Source organism: Pseudorhodobacter sp. (assembly GCF_030452865.1).
GTDB lineage: Bacteria > Pseudomonadota > Alphaproteobacteria > Rhodobacterales > Rhodobacteraceae > Pseudorhodobacter.
The window spans coordinates 1-13953 of record NZ_JAKDLJ010000050.1 but is presented as its reverse complement, the minus strand read 5'-3'; the positions used below and the strand labels follow the sequence as shown (position 1 = coordinate 13953).

The window sequence follows — 13953 nt, the reverse complement described above, 5'->3', positions numbered from 1 at the left end:
TCACATCGCCCGCAGGCACTGCCGCCGTGTAGGCCGTGCCGGTCCAGCGGTAGAGTTTGCCGGACCAGACGATGGCCGTGGTCGATTTGACCACCGGCAGACCACCGGCGGAGACGATGGTCACCGGCTCCAGACCTGCGGCAAAACTGGCAACCTGCACATCACCCGGCTTGATCCCGCCGTACAAGGTGCGCGTCCAGGTGCTGCCGGTATCATCCCAGCGCCAAAGCACCCCGTCCGGCAGCATCACGATCTGATCGGGTTTTTCGCCGGTCGCAGGCAATGTCGCGACGGGCTTTATACCGATTTGTGCTGCAATCTCCGCCTTCGCGTCAGCAATATCTGCGATGATTTGCGACGCGATATCCGCCGCACCCAACCGGACATCCGGTGTTGTCACCGTGGCCCAACTGGACCAGGAGGTTGAACGTTCAGCGATCAGCCGCGCTCGTGCCTCGTAGACGGTCGCTGGCAACAGTCCATCAAAAACGTCCAGAAAGCCCGTGCTTACTGCTTGTGCCGTGCCGGTCGCCACGGCAGTGCCAGCGCCCGGAAGACGTATCTCATAGCGCAGGCCGTCCGCGATCATGTCCGTGGACCACGTCAATCGAATGCCCCCCCGGCGGGCGGCGCTGCTGCCATCATAAATGGTCAGCGGCGTGGCGGTGAAATCCTCCAAGACCGACAGCACGACCGTAGTCGGTTGCGGCACTGGCGGCGACGGAAGGATGTAATCGGGTGGTACTGCCCAATCTGACGCATCACATTCGCGTATGATCGCTTGGCGAATACCAGTGCGCGGATCCTCAACAAGCTCACTGACCTGGAATGTTTTTCCAGTGTATCCGTGGCGCGCGGAGGTCCAGGTGACGGTATCATTCAGCTCAACATGTGCCGCATCCGGCGGCATGCTGACCGTGTGCTGGATGAACCGACGGCCATCGTTCAGCCAGGCGAGTGTCAGGCGCTGCACCTGATCCGGGAACGGCACGGCTGGCAGGCTGAGATTGGCGGACCGGCGGCCAAAGGCGTCGGATGTCTCCCAAACATCGTTGGTGCGCTGCGGCGCTTCTCGGGTTTCCCAAAAGTGCTTCGGGTCCGGGAACTTTGCTGAAACCGCATTATAGGTGTCTTGCAGGCTCGGGAACGGATCACGGTCCTGTTGCTGGCTTACGATCACATCGTCATCCGTGAAACTGTAAACCGGCAAAGGGGGTGCCCCTGCAACCATGCTCCAGCCAAAGCCGATGTCGGCGATGGTACCCGAACAGGCTTTCAGCAACTCCTCGATCGCGGCGGCTGGCGGTTGCGACAGCGATACCTCGATCCCCGCACGATACATCGGTTCGGTGCCACCCTCGACCGCCGCCGGGACATCGCAGCGGTTCATTGCGGCCGTCCATGTGCTTTGTGGCAGCGCAGAAAGATCGGTAATTCTACCGCCCCACACCTCGCCGCCCGGCAGCGCAATGCCATACATGATATTCCAGATCAGCAGCGCCGCATTCATGGTTTGATGCCAAGTCGCGGGCTGATCGATGCGTTGGGAGCCGACGCCGCCCTTCGTGCTATCCTTGCGCGGGTCGTAAAGGGGTATTCCGGACATCTCGAAGCGATATCGCGGCACCTGCGAGAGTTTTTCCTGATTATACTCAAACGTCAGAATGGCATAGCAGAGGCCGTTCCCGATCATGTCAGCCGTCCAGGGCCTGTCAGGATGGGTGCCATATTGCGCGCGCAACATTGGATCGGCCGTCGTCTGCGTCCCGTCATAGTATTTCAGCCAGACACGACCACCATATTTGTCACCGGTGACGGGTTTGCCATAGTCGGGGTGATCGGTCGGGCCGAATTCGACCCACTCATCCCCCAGCATGAACCGCTCAAGCGTTGCGCCCGGCGCACTGCAAATCTCGATCACATGCGTCAGATATCGGTTTGATTTGCCATGACTGTAGGTTGGGCACAGCGCAAAACCACCCGTGGCGTAATGCCCAAGAATGACGGTTTCGGGTTGGTCTTCACCGCTGACAGTGGCGGAAATGGTCAAGCCGCCGCCGCGACTCTGCGAAGGCATCAATGCGCGTTGTAGGGCCGAGAAAGCCACTGTCGTCAGCAGGTTTGCGGTCAGACTGCCCAGAATGGTGCCACCAAAGGCGATGCCATAGCCTGCACCGATGGCGAACGCCCCGGTCGCGCCAGCGGCTACAGCAGCGGTGGCGCTGCCAAATCCGAACATGCCACCAATGAAACCTACTGCTACGGGCATGCTATCTCACCTTGAAAAGTCGCTGCACCGGACACATCGGTGCGAGACCAAGTCGTCCCGACGGCCCAAGAACATAGACAGCCACGCCTTGGACCAGCCCCACGGCGTCACCATCTTCCGTCGGCAATATCGCGATGTCGCCTTCCGCAGCCGTGGAGACATGGGCCTCATCGAGGTGCGCGGCGATCAGGGCAATGTGATCGTCATAACCTGCTTTTCGCAGAATGCGCCGCCCCCCGGCATAGGTCGAATAGCGACCACGCCACCCGGCCGCCAAATCAACACCGGTCTGTGCTTCAATGGCCCCTGCGCCAAACAGGCAGCAATCATGCTGGCCCGGCAGGATTGGCCGGTTGTGGATCTTGGATATCCAGGCAATCAAGCGGGGACGCCAATCGGGCAGTCGGATGAGCGGTGCGATCATGCCCGCCCCCAAGGCGTGTCGACTGCTTCGCTGATACTGGCATATTGGCGGATCGCATCCCCAGATGACCGGGCGCGCAGCGTGGCATCGGATCGATAACGCGACAGGGTTTTGGTCAGCGCCCTCGCATGCGTTGCAATTTCGATCGAGGCCGAGGCCATGCCACCTTTCGGCGGGGTCGGAAATTTGGCCTTGTCGACAAAGCCGCGTTGGATCAGGTGCGGCTCATCGATCAGCAGTTCCGAAAGTGGATCAAACAACGCGCGATGGATTTCGACCGGCGCATGGCGCTCATCATAGGTTCGGATAAGCTGCAAAAATTCCGGCACCACCTGCGAAAAGGACACCCGTTGCGTGCGGGCTTTCACTCCGACCTGTCGTCGCAAAGGATCGAACTTTGCCATTGTCCCTGCACCGAAATAGGTGCGCGTCTCGCCTCCGATGGTGAAAACTGCGTGATCATCCCCGGTCCAGAACCCGATGGTTTCATCCGCGCCGGTGGTGCGGTTCTTGGCTTTGAACCAGATCAGGTTATGCGCGTGAAAGCTCGCGCGGGCGGCGAAATAGGCAGCGGTGGTGGGGCTGTAAGCGCGCATGACTACCTCAACGTCTGTTTGAATTTGAAACTCACGCCGGTCGTCATTGTCGCCTTGTGACGTCCCGCCTGGATCGAGCCGGGGACAACTACGGCCTTGCATGACGCCTTCAGCAGGGTGACATTTGCGTTGAGGGCAAAACCGGGTCGGATGTTTGGAGAGACCTCGAACAACGGCGTCACACCACCGACACTGGCAGACACTGGCGCAGCCACGCGATGCAAGGCGTAGCGCACTGGATCGCTGCCATATGAAAAAGAGAGATAGTCGCTGCGGCGCAATGCATAGGATGCTGGTAATCCTGACAGGCTGATTTCACGGGTGGTGCCGGAGACCGACAACAGCTTCGGGCTGAAAGATGCGAGTCCCACACCGGAGATATCAAGGCGTGGGCCGGGGCGCGCGAGGTCATAGACCATAAAACGAGCACCTGATCCGCGCAGCAATTCAAGCATCGCCATGACGTCACCGGCCTCATCCCGCGTCATGTCGTCCAGAAAGATATCACCTTCCCAGAGGCGGGTGCCAAGCGCGGCTGTCAGGATCTCGCCGCCCTCGGTTTCAGAGATCTCGACGGCACCGCCGAGCGTAAAGCTCATCTCCCGAATGGGCAGGATCTGCATGAATTGGGCGAGTGTCAGCGGAAAGGTGTAAGCCATCAGCTGCCCCACTTGTCATTGACGATGGTTTTGACTTGGCCCGGCAGCACCTCACGACCGAAGAAATCGAACGCTTGCGAAATTGCGGCATGAACGCCTTGCTGGATCTCTGCGTTGCCGGTGCCGGAGACATTGATCTCCGCGACGAAACGGGTCGGGTCGACCTGACCGCCAACGCCCATTGCACTGCCAGTTGTGGCCGCAAAGCTCGGCGGCAGACCGCCGGTGACCAGACCACCTTCGCGGTAGCCTGGCATCGACCCGCGCCGGATCGCTTCCAGATTGGCGACGCCGATCTTGCGGGTTGCCGGGGCGTCAAAGACAAATTCGCCACCATGGACAACGCCGGTGACTGCGTGATCGGCGGCCGGTCCGGTCCAGCCGCCGTCATCAAAGCCCGGAATTTTGCCAATTGCCCAGGACAGCAAGCCGCCCGCAAACTGGCCCAGAGGGCCATGCTGCGCCCCGATGCCCGAGACCAGTCCTTGCAGGCTGCTGCCAAAGCCCTGCATGGTTTGACCGACCTGCGCAGTGCCATTGCCAAGCGCCGCGACACCTTGGTTCGTCGCATAGACCTGACCTTCGAACTTGCGCATTGCCGTCTCAGCTGCACCCAACCGCTGATCCCAATGCTTTGAACCCTGCGGGTTGCCTTGCGTGTAGCCCGCTGGACGTTCAAATCCGACAAAGGCGCTAGTGGCATCATAGAGATTGGTCGAGGACATCAAGCGGCGGAACGGGCCATTTTCTGAGGTCATCAACTCGTGCCAAGCGAATTCGAGCTGTGCTTGAATGTCACCAAGATTTTCTTTGCCGCCAATTGAATTGAACATCGCATTTTTGCGATCGTTCCACTGGAACAGCCCAAAGGCATTGCCACCGTCGCCGACGGCCATCGGGTTGAAGCCGCTTTCGGCGGAGGCATTGCCCATGATCGCTGCGATCATATGCGGGGCCAGCCCTTTGGCGGCAAAAAAGCCCCAGACCTGAGATTGCACATCTCCCGAGCCTTCAAGCCCCGCACCGCCCAATCCGGCCGTGCCACCGCCTAGACCCGCGCCTTGGCTGAGGAAGGATTGTATCCCCACGCCGCCAATCGTGACAGTGGTGGCGGTGACGGCCATGGATTGCACAGCCGTCGTCGCTTTTGACACCAACGCTGCTTCGTCGACGCCGCCTCGGCCAGTCAATCGGTCAAAAATGCCACCAAGGCCGCCGACATCCTGCAATGTGCCCAGATTGGTTCCGAAAATCGCATTCTTCAGCGGATTGCGGATCGCGAGATCAAAGAACCCTTTTTCGATCTCGCCGATGAAATCCGACAATGCCCCTTTGACATCGCCTGCGCGCAGCTTGTCGAGAACACTGTCGATCGCACTTTCGCCTGCCGACTGGACACGACCCCAGGCATCCGCCTGCGCCTCGATCACGCGGCCAAATTCGGCCTCGGCAACCGCATTGCGACGCATCTCGGCCGCCATCGCCCCAGTCGCTCCCTGCTGTTGGATTTCGCGCTCAGCCTTGACCAAAGCCAACACGCGGGCGCGCACCTCGGCTGTCTGACCGACAAGCGCCAATTCCAGCTGAAGCTGCTGAAGATGCTCGCGCTGGCCCCGGATATAGTCATCCTGCGACCGGCGCACCTCGTCCAGGGCTTTCGCCCGGACCTGTTCTGCGGCTGCGGCCGCAACCGTTGCATCGGCCCCGGACGCAATCTGGCGAGCATATTCCTTTTCCGCCTCAAGCGCGGCGCGGGCGGCCGGGTTGCGTTCCCGCGCGATCTGGCCATCAAACGCGTCCATTCTGGACTGACCCGCGATGTCATAAAGTGCCTTTTGGCGATCGCGCTCAATCTCGGCGTTGGCGCGGCCAATGGCCCTTATACGCTCAAGCTCTGCCTCCAGCCCGGTCAGTTTGCGTTTGCGGATATCGATCTCGGCTGCGGCAATCGCGTTGGCGCGGACGCGTTCGGCATTGCTGGCACCGATAAGGGCTGTTTCGCGGCGCACACCGTCGATGCGGTCCAACTGGTCGCGCACCGCCTCTTTCTTGGCCTCGATGATATCCTGCTCGTGCTGCAACTGCTTTTCAAGCAACGCATTATGCGCCTTTTGCCATTCGACGCTGCCCTTGACGACACCCATCTCCTCAAGCCGCAGATCAAGTGCGTCACTGGCCTGGCGGGCGCGAATACGCTCCACCTGAATGCTGTCCTGACCAAACTGCCGCGCGGCGGCCGAGAGTTCGGCTTCCTGCTTAAATCCAATTGCGATCGCATCAACCCGCCGTGATTTTTCGTCGGCGATCTGTTTGGCGGTTGCCAGTTCTTGTGCGGCCAAAGCCGCCATGATGCGCAGACCGTCGGCGCTTTTAACCTCAATGCCTTGCTCGTGCATACGCACAGCCAACATCTCGCGGGCTTGACGGTTGCGCAACTGATCGACCTGCAGGCTGGCTTTTCCGAACTGTGTCTCTGCCCCGGCAAGCTCGGCCTGTTGTTTGTAGGCCATAACCATTTGGTCGGTCTGGCGTTTGATCACGGCAGCTTTTGCCGAGCCGTTCCAGATCGCTTCAACCTTGGCGCTTTCAATCGCCGTTTTGGCGATCTCGCCAAGCAGCGCGCGCAACTCATCCGACATGTCAGTGACCGCGCCGCCGCCAGACATCGCTTTCTGCAATTCCAGGACTTTGCTTGTCACCGCCTCAACATCGCCGCTCTTGGAAAGCTTGCTGATTTCGTCTGTACGTGCTTTGAAATCATCGTAGCTGTCAGCAGCACCAAGGGCTTTGTAGTTTGCGCGGGCACCTGCTTGTGGAGAAACATCGGTTCCTGCGGTCACCACACCAACCGCAAACGATCGGCCAATTTTCTGAACCAGACCCTCACCAACCTCTTTGTCCAAGAAGCCGTCGATGACACTTTTCATCTGTTTCAACTCAGCGGCGCGATCAAGCTCCAGCATACCTTGGGCAAGACCTTTGACGTCGGCGGTCAGCGACCCAAAGGTGTCGCCCAACCGGATGTTCTGCACCAATTCCAGACTGGTTTTCATCTGACCCAGCGTTTTGGTCAGGTCTCCAACGTTCTGATCAAACGTCTTGGTCTCGCCTTTCAGCTTCATCAGCCCTTGGATGCCAGCAGCACTCAGCGCGACCAGAGCAATCGTGGCGAGGCTTGCCGGATTGACGATTGACAAGAGACCCGCCGCAACACCTTTGAGGGCCGTCGTCCCGCCGCCCATTTGCTGCATCACCTGAACGAGTTGCGAACCTTGTTGCAAGCCGATGGTTAAAGGGTTCATCCCCATGGCGGCGGTGACGCCAATGTCAAAGCCCTGCGCACCGACATTGGCAGTGTTGAACCGGCTGGCAACGGCCGACCTGCCCGGACCATTGACCATGGGGGCCAAACGACCGGCAGCGGCTTCGCGCGCGGCCGCCGCTTCGCGCGCATTGATCGCACCAGTCTTTTCAGCTTCGGCAATCCGCTCGATTTGCGCCTCATATTGGCGCGAGGCCGCAAAGAGCGGGTTGAAACTGGCGCGGACATCATCCAGCGCTGCCTGCCACGCCCGCGAGGCCGCAGCGCCTTCCAGCATGTCATGGGCTTGCGCTCCGATCGAGGCGGAAAGCCCACCCACTGACCGGCGCAGCGACTCTGCCGCCGTTTCTGTGGATGTAAACGCCGCTACCAAGGGCGTGGTAGCTCCGATCGGATTGGCGAGCGGCGCGACCAATGCGCGGGTTCTGGCCTCCGCCGCGCGCTTTTCGGCCGCGACGAGACCATCTTGAGCGGCCATGGTCTTTACAGCCGCAGCGGCCATACGCTCCAGATCAACGCCTTGCTTGGCGGCAGCGCTTCCCGCCGCTGTGGCCTCGACCGACATTTGACGCATGCCGGTGGTGACATCTGACAGTGCCGTTTTTGCCGCACCGACATCGGCCCGCAGAACCAAGGAGAAATTGAAGTTGTTCGCCGTCACTGCTTTTCCTCCCCGAACACACCCAAAGCCTGGGCTTCCATCACCATAAGATCGCCGAACACCTCATTCGCGCGACCCGTCTCCAGCCCGACCCTGCGCAACACGACATCGACCGCACCGTAATCCAAACCCAGCCACGACATGCTGCCCATGCCCACGGCCACCCGCCATTGGGTCTCGCAACCGAGCCAAACCCGGAAGCAATCGACATTTTGAGCCATGATCTCGAAAGCTTCCGGTCCGGCATTGACGTCGTGTTCGACCGCGACGCCCATTCTTTCAAACTGACCCGCAAGCTCGGCGTCCATTTGCACCGCTTGGCGGTTGTCAGCCCGGCCGCAGCGGGCAAGTGCCCAAGCCCGTGCAGCCGCCTTCAGTTTCCCAGGCGGGCTTCTTCGCCGTTCATGGATTGGGTGAGTGCGTCATTTACCGCCTTGCGGAACCATGGCTGTTGCAGCGCCACGTCCAGATCGGGCTCACTGAAGGGCAGGATTTCGCCGTCTCCATCGACGACACCTTGCCAGTTCTTGACGATCCGGCGCGCTTGCGCGACCTCATGATCTGCCAATTCGCGCATAGTGGTCATTTTCGCGGCCGCTTCCTGGGCAGACAGAAACTCATCGCGCGTGAGCGGCTCGAACTGAACCTGCAGCTCCTGCATAATCAGTTTGCCCGGCGCATCTGGATCCGGGATGTGCACCATGACCGGCCACCAATAGCGATGCGATTTGGACAGTTTGAACTGCATGTTTAACCCCTTAGCGAATTGTGATGGTCATCTCGTCCATGCCCGTGACCGGGCAGAAGGACAGCGGCAAGCTGTAGTTCAGAATGCCGTCGGTCTGACCTTGCGTGATCTTACCGACCTCGATGGCAGGTGCTGCCAGCTCGACAATATTGCCAGCCGTTTTGCCGTGGACCAACGACAGGGCCCCACGGGTGCGGGCCAGCGCACGCGCAAACCAGTCAATCGTTGCCAGACTGGTGGCCTCGACCACGGCCTGACCAGTGACCTTGCGGTCAGAAATGATCACGCTTTCGCTGCCGATCAAAAAGCGCGGTGTCACAGTGTTGCCAAGCGTGACAGTCAGTTGCTCGGCAATCGAACTCCATCCATGCAGGCTCATCGTGGTATTAGCCGACGACGCCTCCAGCGGCGTTTGCCAACCGGTCATTGTCACCGCAGTCAACGCCTGATCGGTGATGGTGCCCAACAGACCGGTCATGCTGAAACGGATCGTTGGGATCGCCTTGGGTGCCACGTTGAATGTCAGAGTACCGCGACTGCCAAGCATGATGTGACGGGTGCCATCCACCTCAAAGAAAATCGTCGAGCTTTTGACTCCGCTCTCGACGATCGAATAGACCGCAGAGGTTGCGGCGGTGAGCGTTTCGGCAAAACCACAAGCCTGCAAGAGAGAGGCATATTTCGGGGCGGTGCCAGCAGCACCGGCACCTGCCATCTCGACATCGAATTCGATCTTGGCGTGTTTGCCGGTCAGGATGATGCCTTGGTTGCCAAGATATGGCAGCATCAGATCGCGGTTCACCTCGTCAGCCTCCAACGGCATGAAGCTGACGTTCTTGGCGATGATGGCGTTCAAAGCCGCAGGCGTGGCATTGGTGCCGTAGGTGGTCTCAACCTTGTTGAGGATCGCAAGTTTGCGGAACAGACGGGGCATCATTTACCTCCCTTTTTGACGGGTTCTTGGATTTTGGCGGGCGGCACCGGCGATCCCTCTTCGTCGGTCACCTTGGTCAACACACCGGTGTCGGGATCGCGGGTGTAGCTTCCACCTTCGGTTGGCATTTTGGGCATGGTTCAGGCTCCTGTCAGGAAACGGGTGGTTGTCCAGGTCTGGACGTAAATGCTGACACCTGTGGAGATCGGGCTGCTTTCGCCGCCGATCAATTCACAAGGCGATGCATCGGCAGGTTCCCAGCCCGCCAATGCCGCCTCCACCGATGTCTTGAAACTGTCGAACTGGACGGCGCGCTCGCCACCCATCAACTGATCGTAGTGCCGGATCACGATGCCAACCGCGAATTGCGTCTCCACCTTTTGGCGATGACCGCCGGTGGCCAGCATCTGCGGCCCGGCCCGTTCTTTCCACGGCATCAGGATCACTGTACCGCTTTCAACCAATCCGGCGCGGGAGGCCAATGCGTCGATGTCCTCTGCGATCTCGACCCCGGAAAAGGGTGGTTGCGGCAGAACGGCGCTCAGCCGGTCGTGGATCAAAGCCAACATCACCAGCCCGCCAATCTGTCAGCCGTGAAGACTTCGGGCGGATGATCCGCCAAAATCTGACCGGTCTGGGCTTTTGGGCTCTCATCGCCCGTTGCGACCGGCAATGCATAGCGACCAGCGGACACGTCTTTGAGACTGGCCAGCGCATCCTTGTAATCTTGAGCGACGTGATCGGGTGCGCCATTGCGATGCAAGATGTAGCGGGCGATGGAGACCGCCCATGTTTTCAGGATCGGCGGGATGCTGGGCAGCGGGCGGCTGTAGCGCGCAAACACATAGCCCTCGATCATGTTGTCAGCATCGAACAGCGCCGCGTCGATCACATCCGGATCGGCGGTGCCATCGCGGTCATGATCGGCGATCTGACGGATCTCCGTCTCACCCGCGCGCTCGATCAGATCTGTGATGCTGGCATAGCTCATTCAACCAGGTCCACGCGGGCCGGTTTGAAGACAGAGCGATTGATCGCCATGAAGCCCTGTTCAATCGCGGTGCGCCCAATCGCCAACCAGCGTTTGTCGGTTTCAGCGTTGGCTGCCATCGCGTCCAGCTTGCGCAAAATTGCTTCTTCGGCCTGTTTCATGCTGTTGACCAAGGCCACGGCGTCATCGCTTTGCGGGCGATAACCGGAAACCGGCAAACCGGAATGGGGGAGATCGTTCATTACGCGACCTCTTTGGCGAGTTCGCGCGGCTGGACCTCGTGGATCATCAGGTCTCGGGTGTCGTAAACGTGGAAGTCGCGGGTTTCACCGCGAGCAACGCGGAAAGTGGTGCCCTCGTCTTCAACATCCGGATTGAAAAACGTGACATCAACGGGCCAGCCGTGATTTGCACTGACGGTCACTTTCGTGGTCATTCTGACGATCCTTTGGTTGGAGGGTTTGGGTGCGCCGGGCGGGTTTGACGCCGCCCGGCGCGAGGGGCCTTAGCCCTTTTTCGCCGCTGCACCCTTTTGAGGGGGCTTTGCGGTCTTCTCGCTCGGGGGGGTATCTTGTGGGTTCGGTGCAGCAAGCTGTGCTTCAAGCAATGTGACTTTACTGCGCAAAGCTGCCGCCTCGTTTTCAGCCTCATACAAGGTCGCAGCGAGGGATTTGTTGTCGCTCGCCGCCTTGGCCAACTCCTCCGCCTTCAAGGCGTTCAACACCTCGGCCTGTTCGGCCAGTGCCTTTTCCAAAAGCGTGTTGATCGCCTCATCAGAGATCGGATCGCCTGCGCGAACTGCGATGTCTTTGGGTGCATCGGCAGCGACGATCACAACCTGATCGCCCATCACCACCACGCCGGACGCGATCAATTGGTCGCGGATATCCGGTGTGACAGAGATCGGCTTGCCATCCGGCATGACGATCTTGCCATCAACCTTCGCGGGCTGAAGCAGGATGACATCGACTTTCACCGCACCCTCCATCACGCGGCCCCTGCGTTCTGGAACAGGAAGCCTGCGTCGGCCCCGACCAGATAGGGGCGGCGTTCGGTCGTGGTCGGATAAATCCACGACTTGGTTTCGCGCGAGTAATACGGCTCTTCGACCTGCGGATAGCCGAGCAGCTCGTAGGTGTAGCCGTAGCTCGGCACCATGAAATTGCCGCCGGTCTGCGGGACATAAGCGAGGATCGCGTCATCGCCCCAGATGTCGGTCGCCTGCACGCTGTCGGCAGCCCCTTCAGGCAAATAGACAGCATCGCCCGCGATGACCTTTTCCAACTCGAAGAACGCCGCCAGCATATCGAGCGTGATCGAGTCCTTGGAGACATATTTGAACTGCTCTTTGACCTTGGGATGGTTCTTAAGCGCCGCGGCGGCAGAGGGGCCCAGCGTCAGCACATTGGCGCGACGACCGATGAAGCGACGGATCGCCTCGTTGGCACTGCGGATATCATCGCCGGGGTCCGAGGCCGCATTGCTCCAGCGGTCCGTGCCGGTCAACGCCAGCTTGTGATTGGCGTCATAGTTGCCCGAAGTGCGCGCAAGCTGAGCCGCATCATATTCAAGGCCAAGATCGACGACATCGAGAACCATATTGACCGCATTCGCGCCCAGATCAATGCCGGGCACCTTCTCGGCTTCCTGCTGGTGTTCAATCGGCACCACGGCTTCCAGCGAGTCCTGCAACAGCGAAATCGTGTCCGAGCCATAGCCGTACTGGACGCGCTTGACGTTTGAGCCAGGCGCGCGACGGGTATTCAGCTTGCGGAACGCCTCTTTTCCGAATTTCAGGATGCTCATCGCGCGATTTGGCACCGGGACGCGCGGGAAGAGCACGTTGGAGATGAAGGTGCTGTTGTGATAACCACGGGCGTGATTGGACAGGATCGGGTTGATCACTGCGGCGGTGCGGGTATTGAGGGGAGCCATGAGAGTTTCCTTTAACGGATCAGGATGGTGACGAACTCGCCATCGGCAGCCGCCGAAAGCGCAGTGGCGAAGGCATTGGCGGGGCTGCCGCCTGCGGTCTGAACGCCACCGGCGGCGGCAGAGACCACCTTTGCCCCCAGCGCGATGACGCCGACCGCTTTCACTTGGGCCGTTCCGATGACCATCACAGCGGCGGCATCGCCGACGACCGTGATGGGGCTTTTGGCCACGCCAAGCACAGGCGCATCGGCGGCGGTGACTTTGGCACCGGCCGGGCTGACCAGGTCATAAGCCTCGAACGTGCCGGTGGACGGCGTGGTCAAAGTCAGGACGTCTTGGAATAACTGCATTTCTTGCGCTCCCTTCAGGATACAGCGGCAACAGCGGCCAGATAGGCCGTGCCGGGGAATTTGTTCTGATAGGCGATCGCCTTGCGATGCACCGCCAGACCATTGGCGTCGACGGCTTTGCCATCGGCGGCGAAATCGACGGCTTTGCCGCCTTCGGGACCATCTTCGCCCAGATCCATCTCGCCGAAGCTCACGACCTTCGGCTGTGCATTGAGCACCTCGCGCAATGCGGCGGCCGGTGCGAGTTTCGCCGCACCTTCCGCAAAGCTGACAGTGGCTTCAGACGGCAGAGCGTCCAGAATGGCGACAATCTTGTCTTTCGACGCCGGGATCAAACGCCCGCCTTCGACCAGACTTTCGGCAAAGTTGACATTGTCGGCATGGGTGATTTCGGTTTCGCGGGCAGCAATACGCGCCTCGCGGGCGGTGACATCGGCTTCGCGTGCGGCAAAAGCCGGATCTGGCTGTTTGTTCACAGCAGGCTCCTCTTTGGGGTTTGGATTGGTGGATGCAGCAAAGCCAGCACCGGGCCTGTCCGCATTTTCAATGTCGTCAATTTCTTCAAGCCAGTCGATTTTCCACGGCGGGAGTGCAGTGTTGGCATTTTCAATCCCGAACTGGTCGATCATGAAATCGCGCAAAGCCCGAAACAGGCTGGCGGCTTCTTGGCCGGAACCGAAGCTCCGGGTGAACACCGCACCGGCGTCGCCCGCGAATTTGGCATTGGCCAACCCGCTGACTGCCGGGGCGGCAGCCCCTAGAAACCCGACATGCTTCGGGTACCAGGTTCCCGGCACCGGGTTGTGACCCTGATCGGGGCGGAAAAAGGACATCGACACTTTTTTGAAACGACCGGCTTTGACCAATTCGGCGAAGGCTGGTTCGATCTCGTTCAGATTGGCGAACAAGCGACCGGCGGCGGCGTCATATTCGAAACTCTCCACCCAACCGAACGCCGGAGCGTCCGCATCCGGATGACCCACCACAATCGGCGCCGGGGCGGTGTCAAAGTCGTAAGCATCTGCCACGGCCTTGAGGTCCGCGGCGGAATAGGTGATTGCCGC

General features: G+C 60.1%; 17 protein-coding genes. All 17 read right to left on the bottom strand.

Going from position 1 to position 13953, the window contains the following annotated elements; genetic code table 11:
• On the bottom strand, positions 1-2269 hold a 2269-nt coding region (locus L0H65_RS05065; RefSeq protein WP_301457747.1), incomplete at its 3' end, for a phage tail protein.
• Position 2270: 1 nt separating this feature from the next.
• Complete coding sequence (locus L0H65_RS05060) at positions 2271-2693, bottom strand: hypothetical protein (protein ID WP_301457746.1); 423 nt, start codon at positions 2691-2693, stop codon at positions 2271-2273.
• Complete coding sequence (locus L0H65_RS05055) at positions 2690-3289, bottom strand: hypothetical protein (protein ID WP_301457745.1); 600 nt, start codon at positions 3287-3289, stop codon at positions 2690-2692. The genes L0H65_RS05060 and L0H65_RS05055 overlap by 4 nt, the downstream gene beginning before the upstream one ends.
• 2 nt (positions 3290-3291) lie before the next feature.
• Entirely contained in the window at positions 3292-3948 is a 657-nt protein-coding gene (locus L0H65_RS05050; protein ID WP_301457744.1) for a hypothetical protein, read from the bottom strand.
• Entirely contained in the window at positions 3948-7931 is a 3984-nt protein-coding gene (locus tag L0H65_RS05045) for a phage tail tip lysozyme (RefSeq protein ID WP_301457743.1), read from the bottom strand. The genes L0H65_RS05050 and L0H65_RS05045 overlap by 1 nt, the downstream gene beginning before the upstream one ends.
• On the bottom strand, positions 7928-8239 hold the full coding sequence (locus tag L0H65_RS05040) for a DUF1799 domain-containing protein (RefSeq protein ID WP_301457742.1): 312 nt from the start codon (positions 8237-8239) through the stop codon (positions 7928-7930). Before L0H65_RS05040 ends, L0H65_RS05045 begins: the two co-directional genes overlap by 4 nt.
• A 65-nt stretch (positions 8240-8304) precedes the next feature.
• Positions 8305-8679: a hypothetical protein gene (locus L0H65_RS05035; RefSeq protein ID WP_301457741.1), complete on the bottom strand. Its 375-nt coding sequence runs from the start codon at positions 8677-8679 to the stop codon at positions 8305-8307.
• Positions 8680-8689: 10 nt separating this feature from the next.
• Positions 8690-9613 (bottom strand): phage tail tube protein, encoded by a 924-nt coding sequence (locus tag L0H65_RS05030; protein WP_301457740.1) that lies wholly within the window; start codon positions 9611-9613, stop codon positions 8690-8692.
• A complete protein-coding gene (locus L0H65_RS05025; protein WP_301457739.1) occupies positions 9613-9750 on the bottom strand; it encodes a hypothetical protein in 138 nt (45 codons plus the stop codon). Before L0H65_RS05025 ends, L0H65_RS05030 begins: the two co-directional genes overlap by 1 nt.
• A gap of 3 nt (positions 9751-9753) precedes the next feature.
• On the bottom strand, positions 9754-10182 hold the full coding sequence (locus L0H65_RS05020; RefSeq protein WP_301457738.1) for a hypothetical protein: 429 nt from the start codon (positions 10180-10182) through the stop codon (positions 9754-9756).
• The gene (locus L0H65_RS05015; RefSeq protein WP_301457737.1) at positions 10182-10604 is read right to left on the bottom strand and encodes a gp436 family protein; all 423 of its coding nucleotides are present in this window, start codon (positions 10602-10604) and stop codon (positions 10182-10184) included. The genes L0H65_RS05020 and L0H65_RS05015 overlap by 1 nt, the downstream gene beginning before the upstream one ends.
• Positions 10601-10846, bottom strand: a complete 246-nt coding sequence (locus L0H65_RS05010) for a cyclic nucleotide-binding protein (protein ID WP_301457736.1) — start codon at positions 10844-10846, stop codon at positions 10601-10603. The genes L0H65_RS05015 and L0H65_RS05010 overlap by 4 nt, the downstream gene beginning before the upstream one ends.
• Positions 10846-11040, bottom strand: coding sequence for a hypothetical protein (locus L0H65_RS05005; RefSeq protein WP_301457735.1), 195 nt, complete (start codon positions 11038-11040; stop codon positions 10846-10848). Before L0H65_RS05005 ends, L0H65_RS05010 begins: the two co-directional genes overlap by 1 nt.
• 69 nt (positions 11041-11109) lie before the next feature.
• On the bottom strand, positions 11110-11580 hold the full coding sequence (locus L0H65_RS05000; RefSeq protein WP_301457734.1) for a hypothetical protein: 471 nt from the start codon (positions 11578-11580) through the stop codon (positions 11110-11112).
• Positions 11581-11591: 11 nt separating this feature from the next.
• Positions 11592-12539: a major capsid protein gene (locus L0H65_RS04995; RefSeq protein ID WP_301457733.1), complete on the bottom strand. Its 948-nt coding sequence runs from the start codon at positions 12537-12539 to the stop codon at positions 11592-11594.
• Between the two features lie 11 nt (positions 12540-12550).
• Entirely contained in the window at positions 12551-12889 is a 339-nt protein-coding gene (locus L0H65_RS04990) for a capsid cement protein (RefSeq protein WP_301457732.1), read from the bottom strand.
• A gap of 14 nt (positions 12890-12903) precedes the next feature.
• The coding region (locus L0H65_RS04985) for a hypothetical protein (RefSeq protein ID WP_301457731.1) at positions 12904-13953 on the bottom strand (1050 nt) is incomplete at its 5' end.

Bases quoted from the DNA above. Each gene is read 5' to 3' on its own strand.
- L0H65_RS05060 (WP_301457746.1), bottom strand. From the start codon at position 2,693: ATGATCGCACCGCTCATCCGACTGCCCGATTGGCGTCCCCGCTTGATT.
- L0H65_RS05055 (WP_301457745.1), bottom strand. From the start codon at position 3,289: ATGCGCGCTTACAGCCCCACCACCGCTGCCTATTTCGCCGCCCGCGCG.
- L0H65_RS05050 (WP_301457744.1), bottom strand. From the start codon at position 3,948: ATGGCTTACACCTTTCCGCTGACACTCGCCCAATTCATGCAGATCCTG.
- L0H65_RS05040 (WP_301457742.1), bottom strand. From the start codon at position 8,239: ATGGACGCCGAGCTTGCGGGTCAGTTTGAAAGAATGGGCGTCGCGGTC.
- L0H65_RS05035 (WP_301457741.1), bottom strand. From the start codon at position 8,679: ATGCAGTTCAAACTGTCCAAATCGCATCGCTATTGGTGGCCGGTCATG.
- L0H65_RS05030 (WP_301457740.1), bottom strand. From the start codon at position 9,613: ATGCCCCGTCTGTTCCGCAAACTTGCGATCCTCAACAAGGTTGAGACC.
- L0H65_RS05025 (WP_301457739.1), bottom strand. From the start codon at position 9,750: ATGCCCAAAATGCCAACCGAAGGTGGAAGCTACACCCGCGATCCCGAC.
- L0H65_RS05020 (WP_301457738.1), bottom strand. From the start codon at position 10,182: ATGTTGGCTTTGATCCACGACCGGCTGAGCGCCGTTCTGCCGCAACCA.
- L0H65_RS05015 (WP_301457737.1), bottom strand. From the start codon at position 10,604: ATGAGCTATGCCAGCATCACAGATCTGATCGAGCGCGCGGGTGAGACG.
- L0H65_RS05010 (WP_301457736.1), bottom strand. From the start codon at position 10,846: ATGAACGATCTCCCCCATTCCGGTTTGCCGGTTTCCGGTTATCGCCCG.
- L0H65_RS05005 (WP_301457735.1), bottom strand. From the start codon at position 11,040: ATGACCACGAAAGTGACCGTCAGTGCAAATCACGGCTGGCCCGTTGAT.
- L0H65_RS04995 (WP_301457733.1), bottom strand. From the start codon at position 12,539: ATGGCTCCCCTCAATACCCGCACCGCCGCAGTGATCAACCCGATCCTG.
- L0H65_RS04990 (WP_301457732.1), bottom strand. From the start codon at position 12,889: ATGCAGTTATTCCAAGACGTCCTGACTTTGACCACGCCGTCCACCGGC.